The sequence below is a fragment of the Roseixanthobacter pseudopolyaromaticivorans genome (genome assembly GCF_043195145.2).
GTDB lineage: Bacteria > Pseudomonadota > Alphaproteobacteria > Rhizobiales > Xanthobacteraceae > NCEH01.
This window is the reverse complement of record NZ_CM195539.1, coordinates 4,136,660-4,154,284: the sequence shown is the minus strand read 5'-3', so window position 1 is coordinate 4,154,284 and position 17,625 is coordinate 4,136,660. Positions and strand designations below refer to the sequence as shown.

Annotated in this window: 14 protein-coding genes and 1 pseudogene; 9 read left to right on the top strand and 6 right to left on the bottom strand. The window is 59.9% G+C overall.

Features of this window, described 5'->3' with window-relative positions; genetic code table 11:
• Positions 1 to 103: 103 nt before the first annotated feature.
• The gene (locus V5F68_RS19465) at positions 104 to 1,012 is read right to left on the bottom strand and encodes an AraC family transcriptional regulator (RefSeq protein WP_394016426.1); all 909 of its coding nucleotides are present in this window, start codon (positions 1,010 to 1,012) and stop codon (positions 104 to 106) included.
• Between the two features lie 94 nt (positions 1,013 to 1,106).
• Here V5F68_RS19465 and V5F68_RS19460 point away from each other — a divergent pair, with 94 nt between their 5' ends.
• A complete protein-coding gene (locus V5F68_RS19460) occupies positions 1,107 to 1,856 on the top strand; it encodes an SDR family oxidoreductase (protein WP_394016425.1) in 750 nt (249 codons plus the stop codon).
• Between the two features lie 109 nt (positions 1,857 to 1,965).
• On the opposite strand, the gene V5F68_RS19455 is transcribed toward V5F68_RS19460, so the two are convergent.
• Both V5F68_RS19455 and V5F68_RS19450 read right to left on the bottom strand, forming a co-directional pair.
• Complete coding sequence (locus V5F68_RS19455) at positions 1,966 to 2,133, bottom strand: helix-turn-helix domain-containing protein (protein ID WP_394100507.1); 168 nt, start codon at positions 2,131 to 2,133, stop codon at positions 1,966 to 1,968.
• Between the two features lie 31 nt (positions 2,134 to 2,164).
• The gene (locus V5F68_RS19450; RefSeq protein ID WP_509274716.1) at positions 2,165 to 2,464 is read right to left on the bottom strand and encodes a recombinase family protein; all 300 of its coding nucleotides are present in this window, start codon (positions 2,462 to 2,464) and stop codon (positions 2,165 to 2,167) included.
• A 432-nt stretch (positions 2,465 to 2,896) separates the two neighbouring features.
• Between V5F68_RS19450 and V5F68_RS19445 the strand changes: the two genes are divergently transcribed.
• From V5F68_RS19445 to V5F68_RS19435, 3 genes are all read left to right on the top strand, one after another.
• The gene (locus tag V5F68_RS19445) at positions 2,897 to 7,270 is read left to right on the top strand and encodes a chemotaxis protein CheB (protein ID WP_394016331.1); all 4,374 of its coding nucleotides are present in this window, start codon (positions 2,897 to 2,899) and stop codon (positions 7,268 to 7,270) included.
• A 167-nt stretch (positions 7,271 to 7,437) separates the two neighbouring features.
• Entirely contained in the window at positions 7,438 to 7,731 is a 294-nt protein-coding gene (locus V5F68_RS19440; RefSeq protein ID WP_394104131.1) for a DUF3309 family protein, read from the top strand.
• 39 nt (positions 7,732 to 7,770) lie between these two features.
• A complete protein-coding gene (locus tag V5F68_RS19435; protein ID WP_394016329.1) occupies positions 7,771 to 8,808 on the top strand; it encodes a zinc-dependent alcohol dehydrogenase family protein in 1,038 nt (345 codons plus the stop codon).
• A gap of 90 nt (positions 8,809 to 8,898) precedes the next feature.
• On the opposite strand, the gene V5F68_RS19430 is transcribed toward V5F68_RS19435, so the two are convergent.
• Together V5F68_RS19430 and V5F68_RS19425 are read right to left on the bottom strand one after the other, a co-directional pair.
• On the bottom strand, positions 8,899 to 9,267 hold the full coding sequence (locus V5F68_RS19430) for a response regulator (RefSeq protein ID WP_394016328.1): 369 nt from the start codon (positions 9,265 to 9,267) through the stop codon (positions 8,899 to 8,901).
• Positions 9,268 to 9,505: 238 nt separating this feature from the next.
• Entirely contained in the window at positions 9,506 to 11,611 is a 2,106-nt protein-coding gene (locus V5F68_RS19425) for a putative bifunctional diguanylate cyclase/phosphodiesterase (protein ID WP_394016327.1), read from the bottom strand.
• A 289-nt stretch (positions 11,612 to 11,900) separates the two neighbouring features.
• On the opposite strand from V5F68_RS19425, the pseudogene V5F68_RS19420 reads away from it, so the two are divergent.
• Together V5F68_RS19420 and V5F68_RS19415 are read left to right on the top strand one after the other, a co-directional pair.
• Positions 11,901 to 12,285 (top strand): annotated as a pseudogene (locus V5F68_RS19420) (transposase); the annotation flags it as partial.
• A 14-nt stretch (positions 12,286 to 12,299) separates the two neighbouring features.
• A complete protein-coding gene (locus V5F68_RS19415; RefSeq protein WP_394016332.1) occupies positions 12,300 to 12,485 on the top strand; it encodes a hypothetical protein in 186 nt (61 codons plus the stop codon).
• Here V5F68_RS19415 and V5F68_RS19410 read toward each other — a convergent pair.
• On the bottom strand, positions 12,460 to 13,011 hold the full coding sequence (locus V5F68_RS19410; RefSeq protein ID WP_394016326.1) for a recombinase family protein: 552 nt from the start codon (positions 13,009 to 13,011) through the stop codon (positions 12,460 to 12,462). The genes V5F68_RS19415 and V5F68_RS19410 overlap by 26 nt on opposite strands.
• 510 nt (positions 13,012 to 13,521) lie before the next feature.
• Between V5F68_RS19410 and V5F68_RS19405 the strand changes: the two genes are divergently transcribed.
• The 3 genes from V5F68_RS19405 (at position 13,522) to V5F68_RS19395 (ending at position 17,606) form a co-directional block, all read left to right on the top strand.
• Complete coding sequence (locus V5F68_RS19405) at positions 13,522 to 15,048, top strand: 4-hydroxyphenylacetate 3-hydroxylase family protein (RefSeq protein WP_394016325.1); 1,527 nt, start codon at positions 13,522 to 13,524, stop codon at positions 15,046 to 15,048.
• 504 nt (positions 15,049 to 15,552) lie between these two features.
• Complete coding sequence (locus V5F68_RS19400) at positions 15,553 to 16,701, top strand: CoA transferase (RefSeq protein WP_509274715.1); 1,149 nt, start codon at positions 15,553 to 15,555, stop codon at positions 16,699 to 16,701.
• Positions 16,698 to 17,606, top strand: coding sequence for a branched-chain amino acid ABC transporter permease (locus V5F68_RS19395; RefSeq protein ID WP_394016323.1), 909 nt, complete (start codon positions 16,698 to 16,700; stop codon positions 17,604 to 17,606). Before V5F68_RS19400 ends, V5F68_RS19395 begins: the two co-directional genes overlap by 4 nt.
• Positions 17,607 to 17,625 lie beyond the last annotated feature (19 nt).

Here is a 17,625-nt window from a genome sequence, read left to right as displayed (position 1 = left end):
AAGGCAGCTTGACCGATCAGCCGCGCAGAGTTCTCACACAGCCTCGGCCCCATACCGGCCATTTGTCGCTGTAGCAGCAAACTTCCCGTCCTAGCAGCAGAGACTACGGCGACGAAGCTACGTCTCGTGCAAATTGTCCCGGCGGACAGCCGAGCCGTTTGCGAAATGCTGTGCTGAAGGCACTCGCCGACTCATAGCCGATTTCAGCTGCGATCCGATCCAGCGTCTTAGTCCCGCGTGCAAGGGCCGTCTTGGCCATCGCCATGCGCCATCGCGTCAGGTACTGGATCGGGGCGCACCCCAACAGCTCGCTAAACTGCGCCGAAAAGCTGGAGCGAGACATCCCCGCGATACCGGCCAGACGCGTGACGGTCCAGTTCGCGCGCACATCGCCGTGCATGGCATGAAGCGCACGTGCGATGGCAGGATCGCCCAAACCGCGGAGCAGGCCTTCGGACAGGGCCGCGGCGCCGCTTCGGCGCCAGCGGAGGGTCTCCACCAGCATGGCCTCCAGCAGCCGTTCTATGATCAATTCCCGTCCTGGGAAATCGGTGGCGCATTCTTCGGAAAGAAGATCGACGAAGCGACCAAAGCGTGTCGCCCTGCCTTCGGAAGCCGGGATGTGGATGAGATCAGGCAGCAGCTTGAGCAATAGGGCGGCATTCACTTTGTCGAATGTGAAGCTGCCACCCAGCGCGGCGAAGTCGGCGTCACCATCCTGCTCGCCGTGGCGGACAGCTTCATTCCTTGGTTCTACGGGCACGCAGGCGACTCCGGGCTGGCTGCTCAGGGTAAACGCGGGCGTCGTGGGAAGGAGAATGAAGTCGCCTTTGGCAATCTGGATGGGCGTTTTGCCTTCAAAGGCCAGCCATGCCTCTCCTGCCAACACGAGGGTGAATCCCGGAGCATCATGGGCCTCGTACCGTACCCCCCATTGCCCGCGCCCGGAAATCGGCTTCGAGACGGCGGCCTTGGGTCGGAGCAGGCTGATGGTATCGCTCAAAGGATCCATTTCGGACGATCTATAATTATTTTCGGAGCTTTAATTATGTATCGTCTCTGCGGTCTCGTCCATCCTCCTTTCAGCGAACGTAAGGAGATAGTCCATGAGCAAGACGATCCTCATCACCGGCACCTCGTCGGGCTACGGCAAGGCGACGGCGGAGCACTTCCTGCGGGGTGGGTGGAATGTTATCGCGTCAATGCGGCGGCTGGATCCGGATATTTTCGAGGCCCCGACCGGCCGTCTGCGCGTGATGCCGCTGGACGTCACCTGTGAGCAAAGCATCGCTGCTCTGATCGATGCGGCGGGCCAGATCGACGTTCTGGTCAACAATGCAGGGGTTGGCGGTGTCGGCGCCTTTGAAGCCATGCCGATGTCACTCATTCGCCAACTCATCGCGACGAATGCGATCGGCGTCATGGCGATGTGTCAGGCGATCATCCCGCAGATGCGGCAGCGTCGGTCAGGTATGATCGTCAACGTGACATCGAGCGTCACGCTTGGCGAATTCCCCCTCGCCGCCGCCTATACGGCGTCCAAACAGGCGGTCGAGGGATTCAGCGCGTCTCTCGCACATGAGCTTGGCTATTTCGGTGTCGGCGTGAAGCTCGTTGAGCCGGGCTATGCCCCAACAACGCGGTTTGGTGCGAACGCCATTATCCCGGTTCAGGACCTGCTGCCGGGCGAGTATGCCGAGTTCGCCCGGCCGATCCTCGCATCCTTCGCAACGCCGGCGCTGACGACGCGCGAAAGCGATGTCGCGGAGGCGATTTGGGCCGCCGTCCACGATAAGACGGGACAACTCAGATTCCCGGCAGGTGCGGATGCCTTGGCGCTTGCTGAAGCCCGCTGACAGGTCGCTTCACGGATTCCAAAGGGCGCTCCGAAAGAGCGCCCTAGAGCGAGGGCGTCAGAGTCTGATTTGCAGCGGCCAGAGCATGTCCGCAATTGGCGCCACGACCTCACTCCATGGGTCCGATACGGCTGATGGTGGCTTTGCTCACGCCTGTGATTCGCGCGAGTTCGCGTACGCTCTCTCCCTCCGCCCTTCGCTGGGCAACGAAGGCACGCTGATCGGCCGAAAGCACATGCTTTCGGCCGAATCGCACGCCGCGCGCCTTGGCGCGCATGCGGCCTTCTCCCGTGCGTGTTCTGATCAGCTCACGCTCGAATTCGGCAAGACCAACCAAGCACGGTGAGCATGAGACGGCCATGCGGCGTGGTCGTATCGGCCCAGCCGTCGCCGAGAGACTTGAAGGCGGCACCGCGCTCGGCGATCTCGGCGAGAATATTGAGCAGATCACGCGTCGAGCGTGCCAGGCGATCAAGTCGAACGACCAAAAGCGTGTCACCCACTTGCAAGGCGGCCAGACATTTTCGCAATTGCCGGCGGTCCGTTTTGGCGCCGCTTGCCGTCTCCTGGAATAGTTTCTCGCAGACGGCAGTCCTGAGGTGTTCGATCTGTCTATCTAAAGTCTGCCTATCAGTTTAGATGTGCGTATGGACATAATAATTTGCCGCATAATAATATATTATAGGACATCCAGCGCGATTATATTTAAAATAGCAAATATAATATAATATAATTTGATATATGAGGCGCATTTCATTAAATTCTATGGTCGGATATATCATGTTTTGACGTGGAAAAACTGAAATGGAAATACTCATCCGGCCTTCGGCACCGCGCGTCCTTTCTCTCGCTGGCGAGAATACGATGCATGAACACGCCGTATAAGGGGGGAGCAACGCGCCAAGGTCGCGCTTACAGGGCCTACGACATCCTATCGATGCGCCTCGAGGACTTATCTGCTCATTCCTGCTAGGATGACATTTGAAGTCGATCCGGCTGGGTATTTGGTTGCCGTGTTCGCACATGAGAACAAACATAGAATGTCGAAGCGGCTCACGTCGGCTCGAACGGATCCGCCACGGTCAAAGATCCGGTTTCCGGCTGGGGAAGCGATGCCGGTCGGTCCGACCGGCTTCCCGGTTGTCGGCATCGGAGCCTCGGCGGGGGGGCTGGAAGCCTGCAAGAAATTCCTTGCCGCTTTGCCGGCCCATTCCGGGATGGCCTTCATCCTGGTCCAGCACCTCGATCCCACCCATGAGAGCATGATGGTGGACCTGTTGGCGGGCCACACCTCTTTGGTTGTCTGCCAGGCGGCGGACGGGATGATGGTGGAGCGCGATCATTTATACGTCATTCCGCCCGGCTCGGATCTTTCCGTTCGCGGCGGACTCCTGCGGATTTCTATGCCTAAGGCCCGGCACGGGGCGCGCCTTCCGTTCGACTTTCTGTTGCATTCGCTGGCCGAGGCCTATGACAAAGATGCGGTCGCAGTGGTGCTTTCAGGGACCGGATCCGATGGTACCCTCGGCGTCGTTGCCGTGAAGGCGAAAGGTGGCTTTGTCATCGCCCAGGAGCCGGAAGAGGCGGGCTATGACGGGATGCCGCGTAGCGCGATCGCGACGGGAGCAGTGGACCTTGTGCTGCCGGTTGCCCGGATTCCCCAGGCCCTCGCCACGCGTGAACCTGAGCCCGCCGCGAACATTGAAGGCACGGCGCTGGGGGCAATCGTCGAGTTGCTGCGCACCCATACCGCCTACGACTTCACCCTCTACAAGCAGGGGACCCTGCAGCGGCGGACCGAGCGGCGGATGGCGATGGCCTCCATCGGCACCGATGGGATGGAGCGCTACCTCGAACGGCTGCGGCAGGATCCAGGTGAACTCGAGCTTCTGGCGAAAGACCTGCTCATCAATGTCACGAGCTTTTTTCGCGATCCCAAGGTCTTTGAGTTTCTCGCGCAGAAGATCCTGCCGGACCTGATCCGCAATCACGTTCGCGAACAGCCGCTGCGCCTATGGGTCGCCGGGTGCAGTTCGGGCGAGGAGACCTATTCCCTCGCCATGCTGTTTTTCGAGGCGATGGAAGCTGCGGAGCGCCCCATTCGGCTTCAGGTGTTCGCGTCCGATATCGATGCCGACGCGGTCGCACTCGCGAGGGAGGGCTTCTATCCCAAGACCATAGAGGCGGAGGTGTCGCCGGAGCGGCTCGCCCGCTTCTTCTCCAGGGAGGAGCACGGATACAGGATCGGCCCCGACCTTCGGGCCGCCGTGGTGTTCACCGTGCAGAACGTGCTCGCGGATCCGCCGTTCTCTCGGCTCGACATGATCTCGTGTCGCAACCTGCTGATCTATCTGGGCCCGCAGGCCCAGGAAAAGGTCGTTTCGCTGTTTCATTTTGCCCTGCGGGAAGGTGGTCTGCTGCTGCTCGGAACCACGGAAACCGTTGGTAACTCCGCTCCACGGTTCGAGATCATCTCGAAGTCCGAACGGCTTTATCGGCACACGGGCCGGAGCCGGCCGGGGACGCTCGACTTCTCGGTCAGCACCGGGGAAGGCGTGCGCGTTCCGGTACGGCCCGCGCAAGGACAGGCGGCCTCACGCCGGAACACGCATGCGGACTTATGCCGGCGTCTGGTGCTAGATGCCTATGCGCCCGCCGCCGTTCTGATCAACCGCAAGCATGAATGCCTCTATTATCTTGGATCGACGGACGATTATCTCAGGCTCGCGCCCGGGCTCCCGATGCATGACCTGCTGTCTTTGGCGCGCGAAGGCGTGCGCACCAAGCTGCGGGCGGCGATCCAGCAGGTATCCCAGGAACGAGCGCGGGTCGTTGTCGATGGCGGACGGATCGTCCGGAACGGGGTATCGCACGCCTTCAGCATTGCCGTGCAGCCGGTTCTGCATGAGGGAGAAGACCTGCAGCTGATCTGCTTCATCGACGCGCCCGCGCAGGCTGGCAAAAGCGGCCGTCCCCCGTCGCGCCGCAGCCTTCCCCGTGTGAGCGAGCTTGAGCAGGAGCTTGACGCCACGCGCATGGAACTCCAGGGCGCGATCCGTAATTTGGAGATTTCAAGCGAAGAACAGAAAGCGGTCAACGAAGAAGCGCTTTCGGTCAATGAAGAGTTCCAGTCGACGAACGAGGAGCTGCTTGCCTCCAAGGAGGAGCTGCAATCGCTCAACGAGGAGCTGACGGCTCTGAACGGCCAGCTCCAGGAGACCCTGGAGCGTCAGCGCACGACATCGAACGACCTGCAGAATGTCCTCTACAGCACGGATGTCGCGACACTGTTTCTCGATACCGAGCTCAAGATCCGTTTCTTCACGCCGGAAACCCGGCTGCTGTTCAACCTCATTCCCGGTGATGTCGGGCGTCCGTTGTCGGACCTCAGTTCGCTCGCCGCAGACGGCGCACTTTTGTCCGACGCGACCGCTGTCCTGAAGGATGGCGCGCCGCACGTGCAGGAGATCGAGGGCGCCAACGCCGCGTGGTATCTTCGCCGCATCCTGCCCTATCGCACCCAGGAGGGCGGGATTGGCGGCGTGGTCATCACCTTCGTCGACATTACGGAGCAGCGGCGGATCGCCGGCGCGCTGGAAGCGGCCAAGCGGGAGGCGGAACTTGCGAATGCCGCCAAATCGCGGTTCCTCGCCGCCGCGAGCCACGATCTGCGTCAACCCCTGCAATCGCTGGTCCTGCTTCAAGGGCTGCTGGCGAAGTCGATAGAAGGCGAGAAGGCCAACAGGTTGGTCCTGCGGCTCGACGAGACGGTCAGTGCCATGTCCGGCATGCTGAATGCGCTGCTCGATATCAATCAGATCGAAGCGGGCACGATCCATGCGGCCGTCGTGAGCTTCCCGATCGATGACCTGCTCAACCGGCTGAGGGAAGAACTGACGTACCACGCGCATGCCAAGAGGCTCGTCTTGCGCGTCATTCCGTGCGGGATCTCCATCGAGAGCGATCCGCGCCTGCTTGAGCAGATGATCCGGAACCTGATCTCCAACGCGTTGAAATATACATCGCGCGGACGTGTTCTCGTGGGCTGCCGCAGGCACGGCGGCCAGCTGCGGATCGAGGTGTGGGATACCGGGATCGGCATCCCCGATCAGGAGCTTCAAGCGATCTTCGAAGAATACCACCAGATCAACAATGCCGCACGCGAACGCAGCCGCGGCCTGGGCCTGGGTCTCTCCATCGTGCAGCGGCTCGGCATCCTCCTGGGTCATTGGGTGCATGTGCGGTCCATCCCCGGCAAGGGCTCGGTCTTTTCCATCGACGTCGGCATCACGCCGAGCCGGAGCGAGCCGATGGCGGCAGAGCCTCCCCTCGCCGTAGCCGACCCCCGAGACGATCGGATTCGGCAGACGGCGGCCATCCTGGTGATCGAGGACGATCCCGACGTGCGATCCCTGCTTGAGCTGCTGTTGACGGGCGAGGGACATATCGTGGCCGCGTCGCGCGATGCCGTGGCAGCCCTGGAGCTGGTGGAGCGGGGCGCGATCCGGCCCGACCTCATCCTGGCCGACTATAACCTGCCCAACGGCATGAACGGGCTCCAGGCCGCCAGACAGCTGAGGGCGACGCTTCAGGACCGGATACCGGTCATCCTCCTCACGGGCGACATATCGAGCGACGCCGCGCAGGACATCGCGCTCGGCGATTGTATGCAACTGACCAAGCCGGTGAAGCCGAAGGATCTGGCGAGCCTCATGGAGCGGCTGCTTCCGCAGAGGGACACCGCGCGCAACCGCGAGGCTTCGCGCGCGGCGTCCGGCACGCAAGCGGGTGCCCCGGTCGTGTTCATCGTCGATGACGACAGCCATGTGCGCGAAGGCATGCGCAGCGTGCTCGAGGAGGACGGCAGGATCGTGGAGGACTACGACAGCTGCGAGGCTTTCCTTGCGGCCTATCGCCCGGGTCGGCCGGCGTGCCTTCTCGTGGACGCCTCCCTGCCGGGAATGAGCGGGCTCGAATTGCTCCGGCGCCTGCGCGATGCCGCAGATCGGCTGCCCGCCATCATGATCACCGGAAATAGCGACGTGCCCACCGCCGTTCAGGCCATGAAGGCCGGCGCCGTCGATTTCATCGAGAAGCCGGCCAGCCGCGAAGATCTTCTTGCCAGCGTCGCACAGGCCCTGGACCAGGCACGCGACGGCGGCGAACGCTCGAACCGGCGCGCCGCCGCGGAAAGCCGCTTGGCGTCACTGACCGGGCGGCAACGCCAGATTCTGGACCTCGTGCTCGCCGGCCACCCGAGCAAGAACATCGCGGCCGACCTTGGCCTGAGCCAGCGCACGGTCGAAAATCACCGTGCCACGATCATGAAGAAGACCGGCTCGAAGTCGCTTCCGGCCCTCGCCCGCCTCGCCCTCGCGTCCACCTGGACCGGCGACGAGGAGACCTTCGAGTAAGCGGACTGGACGGCCCTGTTTCTGTCAGACGAACCTGCGCCGCCGCGGGTCGCGGGTCTGGTCGCGAGCGATGCCGCGCATAGGCCGGACCGCTTTTGCCGGACCGCTTTGAGTAGTTTCCGACCCTCGCCCCCCATGTCCGGCGGAATAATATGGCGACGCGACCCATGCCCGAATGCATTCGAGCCTTTGCCGCCGGCGCAGGTCATGCCGCTGCAATGCTGATTTCCAGCTTGCGCGCCGCGACGTCTTTCAAGGATGTCGATTTCCGGGAGACTAGAATGTCCACGATTTTGCTGATCGTCATATTGATTTTGGTGCTTGGGGGTGGCGGCGGCTATTATGGCTTCAGCCGGTACGGCGGCCGAGGAATCGGCGGTGTGATTGGTCTTCTCCTGCTCGTGCTGATCGTGCTGTGGCTGCTGGGCGCGCTCCAGGGACTAAGCCTTGGCCATATGTGATCGCGCGCCAGGCGCGGTGACCCAAGGAAGGAGATTGCGATGAAGGCGCTTGTGTACCGCGGGCCGGGACAGAAAGCCCTGGAAGAGCGCGCAAAGCCGCAGATCAGGGCGCCGGGCGACGCGATTGTGAAGATGGTGAAGACGACCATCTGCGGCACCGACCTGCATATTCTCAAGGGCGACGTCGCGACCTGCGCTCCGGGCCGGATCCTCGGGCATGAAGGGGTGGGGATCATCGAATCCATCGGTCCCGGCGTCACTTCCTTCCAGCCCGGCGACCATGTCCTGATCTCGTGCATTTCCTCCTGCGGAAAGTGCGATTATTGCCGGCGCGGCACGTATTCGCATTGCACCACCGGCGGCTGGATCCTCGGAAATGAGATCGACGGCACTCAGGCGGAATATGTGCGCACGCCCCACGCCGACACCAGCCTCTATCTGATCCCCGCCGGCGCCGACGAGGAAGCGCTGGTGATGCTGAGCGATATCCTGCCCACGGGGTTCGAGTGCGGCGTCCTGAACGGCAAGATCGCACCTGGTTCCACCGTCGCCATCGTCGGGGCCGGACCCATTGGGCTCGCCGCGCTGCTTACGGCCCAGTTCTATGCGCCGGCGCTGGTCATCATGATCGATCTGGACGACAACCGGCTCGCTCAAGCCCGGCAATTCGGTGCCACCCACACCATCAACAATGCCGACGGAACAGCGTTGCAGACGGTCAAGACCCTGACCGAAGGACGCGGCGTCGATGCCGCAATCGAAGCCGTCGGTATTCCCGCGACGTTCGTCCTGTGCGAGGAACTGGTTGCCCCCGGGGGCATCATCGCCAATGTCGGCGTTCATGGCCAGAAGGTCGATCTTCATCTTGAAACGCTGTGGGCGCGGAACGTCACAATCACCACCCGGCTGGTGGACACGGTCTCCACGCCCATGCTGCTGAAAACGGTTCAGGCCGGGAAGATCGATCCGGCGCGCCTCATCACGCATCGGTTCAAGCTCGAACAGATCCTTGAAGCCTACGACACGTTTGCCAACGCAGCCGATACAAAGGCGCTGAAGGTCATCATATCGGCTTAGAGCCGGATCTGCCCATATTGAATCGCCTTGGGCGTTTCAATATGGGCAGATGCGAGGTGGTGCGATCAGCAGGCCCTGGCGTCCGGGACCTCAAGGCGCCCCTTCTTTGTCGATGACGACACAGATGATGGCACGGGAGATGTCGGCTTCCCGAAACGGCTTCTGAACCACGACGGCGGACGGCAGAAGCGTTTTGATTTTCAGAACGTCTCCGCTGATGAAGAGATGCGGCACATATCCGCCCCGGCAAATTGTCTCAACGGCGGACATGCCGCTTCCTTCTTGCAGCATCGCATCGACAATCATCAGGTCTGGCTTGGACTTGTTCGCGGCTCTGACCGCTTCGGTCTCCGTGGCCTCGATTGCGTAGACATCATGCCCCATGGCTTCGAGCAGCTCAGCCAGATGCATGCCGATCACGGCATCGTCCTCAATGATGAGGATTCGCAGCGCGTTCATCGCTTGACCATCCACATGTCACCCGAGCTCCCGATTGCCGAATAAGGCCGGCCCGGTTCATGAACATAAGAGCATGACCTTCGATCCCGGGGCGCATGTCAGGCTCAACCGGGGCGACCTTAGCTCGCGATCGCGGGCGCGGAGCAGGGTCGGAAACTACTCAACTTCGCGCGGCATCAGAATGATTCGATCCCGACGTCGACAAAGGTCCTGCGCGCAAGAGGCTTTTGGCGGAAAGTCACAGGGAGAAGCCGTGCTCAAGAAGAGCCGCGAAATGTCTCGCGGCGAGCGGGCGGCTGAACAGAAAGCCCTGTCCCAGCTCGCAATAGTGATCCTTTAGAAATTCAAGCTGCGCAATTTCCTCGATACCTTCTGCTACGACACGCTTATTGAGGATATTTCCCATCCCAATGATGGCACTTATGATGGCTCCATCGGGGGCGGACGTTATGTCTTTTACAAACGATTGATCTATTTTAATGATATCGATGGGAAATTGCTTCAGATAGTTCAGGCTCGAGTAACCTGATCCAAAATCGTCTATTGCCAATGATACTCCCATGTCTTTCAATTTTACGAGAACCTTTTTGCTAAGTTCTGCATCGCCCATCAGGACGTTCTCAGTTATCTCCAACTGAAGAAGTGCAGGATCCAGGCACGTGTCACGCAGAATAACACGCACGCCGTCCACGAAATCACTTCGGCGAAACTCGACTGCCGATATGTTCACGGCCATGGATAAGGTATTTAACCCGGCGTGGCCCCATTGTTTGGCCTGCTGGCAAGCCTGACGCAATGCCCAGCGCCCAATCGGGACGATCAGGCCGCAATCTTCCGCAATTGGGATAAACTTCTCAGGAGAAATTATTCCGCCCGTCGCGTCGAACCATCTCAACAACGCTTCGCATCCGATAATGCGGCCGGACTCCAGATTAATCAAAGGCTGATAGTGCAAAACCAGTTCGTTGCGATCCATGGCCAGGTGTAGTTTTGATTCGATTGATTGTCGCTCAATCGCTCTTAAGTTCATTTCTTGATCGTAGAATTTGTACGTATTTTTACCATTCTTCTTTGCGTAATACATAGATGTATCGGAATTTTTGATCAATGTATCCGAATCTTCTCCATCGTGCGGATACATGCTTATGCCCATGCTTGCGGATATATATAATTTATGATTCTTTAAAGAGAACGGAGCTTTTAACTTTGACAATATTTTGTCCGCGGTTAAAGCAACGCGCTCAAAATTGTCATTTATCGACAAAAGTATCACAAATTCGTCTCCACCTTGCCGGCTTACGGTATCCGATTCTCGAACCGACGACAAAAGACGCGCCGCGATGGCCTTAAGAAGGTTGTCGCCGATTTCATGACCGAGCGAATCGTTGATATTCTTGAAATTATCAAGGTCTAAAAAAAGTACCGCGATCTGCATGTTCCGCCGTTTGGCGGTCCTGATGGCCTGAGACAGACGATCGGTTAGCAGCACGCGGTTGGGCAAATTGGTTAGAAAATCGTGCTGCGCGAGATGCGCCATCTTGATGCTCATGGCCTGCGCGGCGCTGACGTCATGAAAAACCATGACCGCCCCCACAATTTTTCCTGCCCAATTGTGCACCGGTGCCGTCGAATCTTCGATGGCCGCCTCGCTACCGTCCCGCCTGAGAAGAATCGTGTTTGCGTTCAAGCCCATCGGCTTGTCCTGCTGAAGCACGAGATCGACGGGATTCCTGCAGGGTTGGCGGGTCGCGCCATTGATGAGCTTAAGAACTTTGGATATCGGCTGGCCTTGCGCCTCCGCTCGGTCCCATCCTGTTACGACCTCCGCGGAAGAATTAAAATAATCTATCAAACCCGCCAGATCGGTGCTAATGACTGCATCGCTAATCGAGTTTAGAATGATTTCCGCTCGCACACTCTTTTCATAATAGGCTTCTTCAACGATAGTTCTCTGAATGATATTTCGGACGACTTGACGGATTGCCTCCTTCCCAAACCTCCCCTTCAGAAGGTAGCCGCGGGCGCCCAGGCGAACTGCTTCCAACGCCAAAGCTTCTTCTTCGGCCGGGATTAGAATGATCACCGGTACATGAAGTGCCGCAGCGAACACGCTCGTAAAAGTCGCTATTCCAGAACTGTCATCGAGCGAAAGGCTCGCGATCACCGCGTCGACCCCCCCGGCGCTCAGGCGAGCTACTCCGTCCGCGAGCCGCCGTGAAGATTCAACGGCGAACGAGTCGTCGTCAGAGTCAAAAAGAGCATCCTTGATGCAATGAATATCAGATGTGATGCCTGAAATGACAAGTATTCTGCTGTGTTGATACGGCAAAATACAATCGTACATCTAGATTATCCCTTTATGCATTATCGGCATCCGATCAAACTGGCGCCTGACGTTGCGTCAAAATATTTCATGAAACTATACGATCGCATTCCAATCGTATAGCTTCGGAAAATACTCAAACACTCAACCGAGCGGGCTGACTTGATCCAAGCGGCGGGATAGGGGCGGGTTCAATCGCTGAACATTGTCAGATGAGCGATCCCGCAGGCACTTAAACAAATACCACTAGGCTCAGGACCTGTTAATTTCGTTTGATCTGTGATTCACAGTGTCCGGTGAGGAGCCTGTGATCGGTGATTTGTTCCTGCTGAGCGAGCGTCAGATGGCGCGGATCTCGCCGTTCTTTCCCTTGGCCCACGGGTGCCACGGGTCGATGACCGGCGGGTGGTGAGTGGCATCGTCTATGTGATCCGCAACGGTCTGCAATGGAAGGATGCGCCGAAGGACTACGGCCCACACAAGACGCTGTACAACCGCTTCATCCGCTGTAGCCGGCTCGGGCAGGGCGACCGCATCTTCGCGAGCCTTGCTGGGGAAGGGCCCAAACCCTAGCGCATCATGATCGATGCCACTCATCTGAAGGCCCACCGCACTGCATCGAGCCTGCTCAAAAAGGGGCTGTTCCCCGTCGTATCGGGCGCACCAAAGGCGGATTGAATTCCAAGCTGCATGCCTCCAAAGCGATGAGATGCAACGCCACGCGAAAACAAGCGCCCTGCGTCCCTTTTCTCACTTTGGCATCATCCAGTTGAAAGATGAAGATGCCAATGCCACGCGCCATTCGCGATTAAAAATCGGTGCATCGAGCGCTACGGTCGATGCCACCGACTGCTATTGGCGCAACGACCTCACTCAATGGGTTCGATACGGCTGATGGTGGCTTTGCTCACGCCTGTGATTCGCGCGAGTTCGCGCACACTCTCTCCTTCCGCCCTTCGCTTGGCAACGAAGGCACGTTGATCAGCCGAAAGCACATGCTTGCGGCCGAATCGCACGCCGCGCGCCTTGGCGCGCATACGGCCTTCTCCTGTGCGTGTTCTGATCAACTCTCGCTCGAATTCGGCAAGGCCGCCAAGTACGGTGAGCATAAGACGGCCATGCGGCGTGGTCGTATCGGCCCAGCCGTCGCCGAGAGACTTGAAAGCGGCACCGCGCTCGGCGATCTCGGCGAGAATATTGAGCAGATCACGTGTCGAGCGCGCCAAGCGATCCAGCCGGACGACGAGAAGCGCATCACCGGCTTGCAAGGCGCCCAGGCATTTTCGCAGTTGTCGGCGATCAGTTTTAGCGCCGCTCGCCGTCTCTTGGAATAGCTTCTCGCAACCGGCGGCCCTGAGGTGTTCGATCTGGCTATCTAAAGTTTGTCCATCAGTTGAGACGCGCGCGTAGCCGAAAATCATTCTCGTATTATGATACTATATTATGAGACAGTCAACGCGTTGATATTTAAGAACATAAATATCGTCTCATATATTTTGATATTTGAGACACGCTCTTTTTGGAGAAAATTGAGAAAGACCTCCTAAACGTAAGCGCGGACGCTCCTTCAGAGCCGAAAAATCATAAGTGCTTGTAGATTGCCGGCAGTTTATCCCTCGGCCGAGCTGCGTCAAATTTGAGTGCATAGACGACGCGGCCCAGCATACTTCAGCTAAAATCTCGAATGAGACCGGCGCATTGTTGGTCATTAGCGCTGTTGCTAAGGCCGGGTAATAACCCATCCGCGAGGTATCCATTTAGAAGTTTGAGCGCGTAGAAGAGCGCAGGCGGCCCGATCAAGCTTGTCTCCTATTGTGTCTTTGTAAGTCCGTTTCGGTCCTGTGCGGCCACTTTCCACCTCCCGTAAAATCACGATGGGGCTTCGAGAGCCTTATTTGGCAAAAACGGGGCGCCGGAGCGTGGAGAGCATCATGTCCGCTGAACATAAAATAAGAGAACGGGAAGAAACGGCAGAGGAACGTTGGTCGCGCTTCCGCCCCATCGTCACCGGCGACGACTATCTGAACAGTCTGCGAAGCCGTGACATCGATCTCTATCTTTTCGGCGAGCGGATCGGCGACCCGGTCGAACATCCCATTATTCGGCCTTCCATGAACGCATTGAAGGCGACATATGATCTTGCCCTGGAGGACCCGGAGCTGGCGACAGCGGAATCTCCGCTGATCGGCAGGCGGGTGAACCGCTTCCTTCATTTGGTGGAATCTCCCGACGACCTGGTGATGAAGAATCGGATGCAGCGCCGGCTCGGCCAGATGACCGGAACCTGCTTTCAGCGCTGCGCGGGCCTCGACACAATCAGCGTGCTGCATTCGATCACTTATGAGATTGATCAGAAGCACGGCACCTCCTATCACGAGCGCTACATCGACTTCATCAAGAAGGCCCAGGAAAACAACATCATCATCGGCGCGGGTATGACCGATCCGAAGGGCGACAGGAGCAAGCGCCCCAGCGAGCAGGCAGACCCCGATCTGTTCATGCACGTCGTCCGGCGCACCCCCGAGGGGCTCTATGTGAAGGGGGCGAAGGCCCACATGACAGGCGGGTTCAATTCGCATTGGATCTGCGTCATGCCGACCATGAACCTGACCGCAGAAGACCGTGACTATGCGGTGGTCGGTGTGGTTCCGGCGGATGCCGTGGGCCTGACCTATATCTACGGCCGACAATCCTGCGATACGCGCGCAATGGAGGCCGGCGATATCGACAAGGGAAATGCGAAATTCGGCGGACAGGAAGCCTTGGTAGTCTTCGACGACGTGTTCATTCCCTGGGAACACGTGCTCATGGACGGCGAATACGAATTCGCGCAGGAGATGGTGGCGCGCTTCACCGCCTATCATCGGGCGAGCTACGTCTGCAAGACCGGGCTCGGAGATGTCCTCATCGGGGCCACCGCAACCGTGGCGGAATACAACGGCGTCGAGAATGTTTCCCATGTCAGGGACAAGCTGGTGGAGATGACCCACCTCAACGAGACGATCTATTCCTCCGCCATTGCATCGTCCCATGAAGCCAAGCCGCTGGCATCGGGCATCTATATGAACGATGTGATGCTGGCGAACATCTGCAAGCACAACGTGACGCGCTTTCCCTACGAACTGTCGCGACTGGCCCAGGACATTGCCGGCGGGCTCATGGTCACCCTGCCGTCCCAGCAGGATTTCGAAAGCGCGGTGACCGGGCCGCTGCTGGAGAAATACCTCAAGGGCCGCTCCAACGTGCCGGTCGAGCATCGCGCGCGGCTCCTGCGGCTGATCGAGAACATGACCCTGGGTCGCAATGCGGTCGGATATCTCACCGAATCCATGCATGGTGCCGGATCGCCGCAAGCGCAGCGCATTCAGATCCATCGCACAATGAACGTGGAGCAGAAGAAGGGCTACGCCAAGGCCCTCGCGGGCGTGACATCGAGCCTTCCAGGCGAAGCGGACTGAACCTGGCGGTCCGAGCCCGGTTCATTATACTGGCTCAAGCCCGCGCCCGGCGATGCCTGCGCGGGCTTCTTTTTTGTCTCACCGATCGCCGCCCGCTGCGGGAAGGCCCACGGCGGAGCGACCGTCGAATGCCCACCTTGCGGGAAGTTTTCCGGGCGATCCAACCGCCACGGCCTGCGCGGGTCCTCTCTCTGCGCTGATGGATTCGGTCCCTGCTCTTGCGATCCCAGGCGGGAAGAACACCGCTCGGAATGCAGCAAAATTCCCGCTGAGCCTTTCTGAAGCTTTGTGTCTGCGGATCTGCGCCAAATGCGGGGCCCTCATGCATGATTTCGGGAAGCGTGGTCGATTCGGTGCATTTTTTGGTCTCTTTCCGCCCTCGCGCGCAGATTGGAGGTGTTTAACTTCACGTTGACCTCGTTACGCGACGCCCCTCACCGGGCACCGCGATAAATAAAAGAGAGGCGGCAGGTGGGAACGCTGAGCGGGCTTAAAGTGGTGGAGATGGCCGGACTTGGCCCTGCTCCATTCTGCGCGATGATGTTGGCCGATCTCGGCGCGCGGGTCATACGCATCGAGCGTCCCGATGCAGAGGACGGGCGTGGAAACGTCCTGCTGCGCAATCGTCAATCCATCGCTGTCGACGCGAAGAAGCCCGCTGGGCGCGATATCATCCTGGAGCTGGTCGAAGACGCCGATCTTCTCATCGAGGGCTTCCGCCCCGGCGTAATGGAACGCCTCGGCCTGGGGCCGGACGCCTGCCTGGGAAGGCATCCGCGCCTTGTCTACGGACGGGTGACGGGCTGGGGGCAGGACGGGCCTCTGGCGCAGGCGGCAGGTCACGACATCAATTATGTCTCGCTCGCCGGGGTCACGCATTCCATCGGCTCGCCCGGCGGTCCCCCCGTGCCGCCACTGAATCTGGTGGGCGACTATGGCGGGGGCGGGATGCTGCTGGCATTCGGCCTCATGGCGGCGGCATGGGAAGCGGCGCGCACGGGTAAAGGGCAAGTCATCGACTGCGCCATGGTGGATGGCGCCTCCACCTTGCTCGCGGAATATTATTCATTCCATGCAGCCGGGTCATTTCAGGGGGAGCGGGGTACGCACCTGCTTGATGGCGGCGCCCATTTCTACGGATGCTACGAAACCTCGGATGGCAAATATATCTCCATCGGCGCCCTGGAATCGAAATTCTACCGCCAACTGCTGGCCCGCCTCGGCATCGAGGACGCGGCCTGGCTGAACCAGGCCGATCCCGGGCAGTGGGTCATGCGCCGCGCGCGGTTCGCGGAAATATTCAGGACCCGCACGCGCGACGAATGGTGCGCCTTGCTCGAGGGAACGGACGTGTGCTTCGCGCCCGTCCTGGCCTTCGGTGAAGTCGGCGGACATCGTCACATCAAGGCGCGCGAGACCCTCATCGAGATCGACGGCATCGTGCAGCCCGCACCCGCGCCGCGGTTCGGCAGAACACCGTCATCGTTTCCCGAGCCTGGCAAGCTGCCGGGAGCGGATACGCGCACGGTCCTTGCGGACCTCGGCATGGACGAGCGGACAATCTCGGCCCTCATGCGCGAGGGTGTCGTGGGCGAACCTGCCGGCGCGCAGCCGGACAACCTTCTAGTTGCCGATAGCGGAGGGTCGAAATGACCATCACCACATTGATGCTCGGGGTCATCACCGGGCTTGCGCTTGCCAGCGTCTATATCCTCGTCGCGGTAAGCTTCACGATCATCCTGGCGGCCAGCGGCGTCTTCAATTTCGCCCAGGGAACGGTCGTGATGATCGGCACCATCCTGGCCTTCGTTCTCGGCGTTCAGCTCGGCTGGGCGCCGCTCGCAACCGCCGCCGCAACGGCAGGTGCAGGTGTGCTCGCGGGACTGTTGACCCATCTCGTCGCGGTCTGGCCAGCCATGGGGCGGTCCCGATCCTTCTCCCACACCACGATGCTGACCACGATCGGCCTTGCCACGGCGGTCAACTCGTTCGCCTCGATCCTCTTCGGCAGCGATTCCCACCGGGTGCCGTCCTACGTCTCCGAGGATCCGCTGTTCCTGCTCTCGATCCCCGTCCGGCCGATCTATCTGCTCATGATCGCCACCGGCATCGCCGTCACCGTGGCGGTCGAATGGGTGGTTCGGCGCACGTCCGTCGGGCACATCTTCCGGGCCACCCTGGAAGATCCGGAATGCGCCCAGCTCTTCGGCGTCAATACCGGCAAGGTGATCGCCATCGCCTTTGGCCTAGCCGGCGCGATGTCGGCGCTCGCCGGCATGCTGATCGCGCCGGTGATCGCCGCATCGGCTTATTCCGCGCAGGAACTCGCCTTCTACGGCTTTGCAGGCATGGCGCTGAGCGGCTTCGGCAGCTTCGCTGGGGCGCTGTTCGGCAGTGTCATCGTCGGCCTCATCAGCGGCATCGTTCCCTCCATCGCCAATCCGCAGCTCGCACTGCCGCTGATCTGGCTGGTGGTGGTCGCGATCCTCCTGGTCAAGCCGTCCGGGCTGTGGGGCACCGCCGGGCTGTTCGGCTCGGGCCGCATCCGCGAAGTCTGACCCACGCAACGGCATCAAT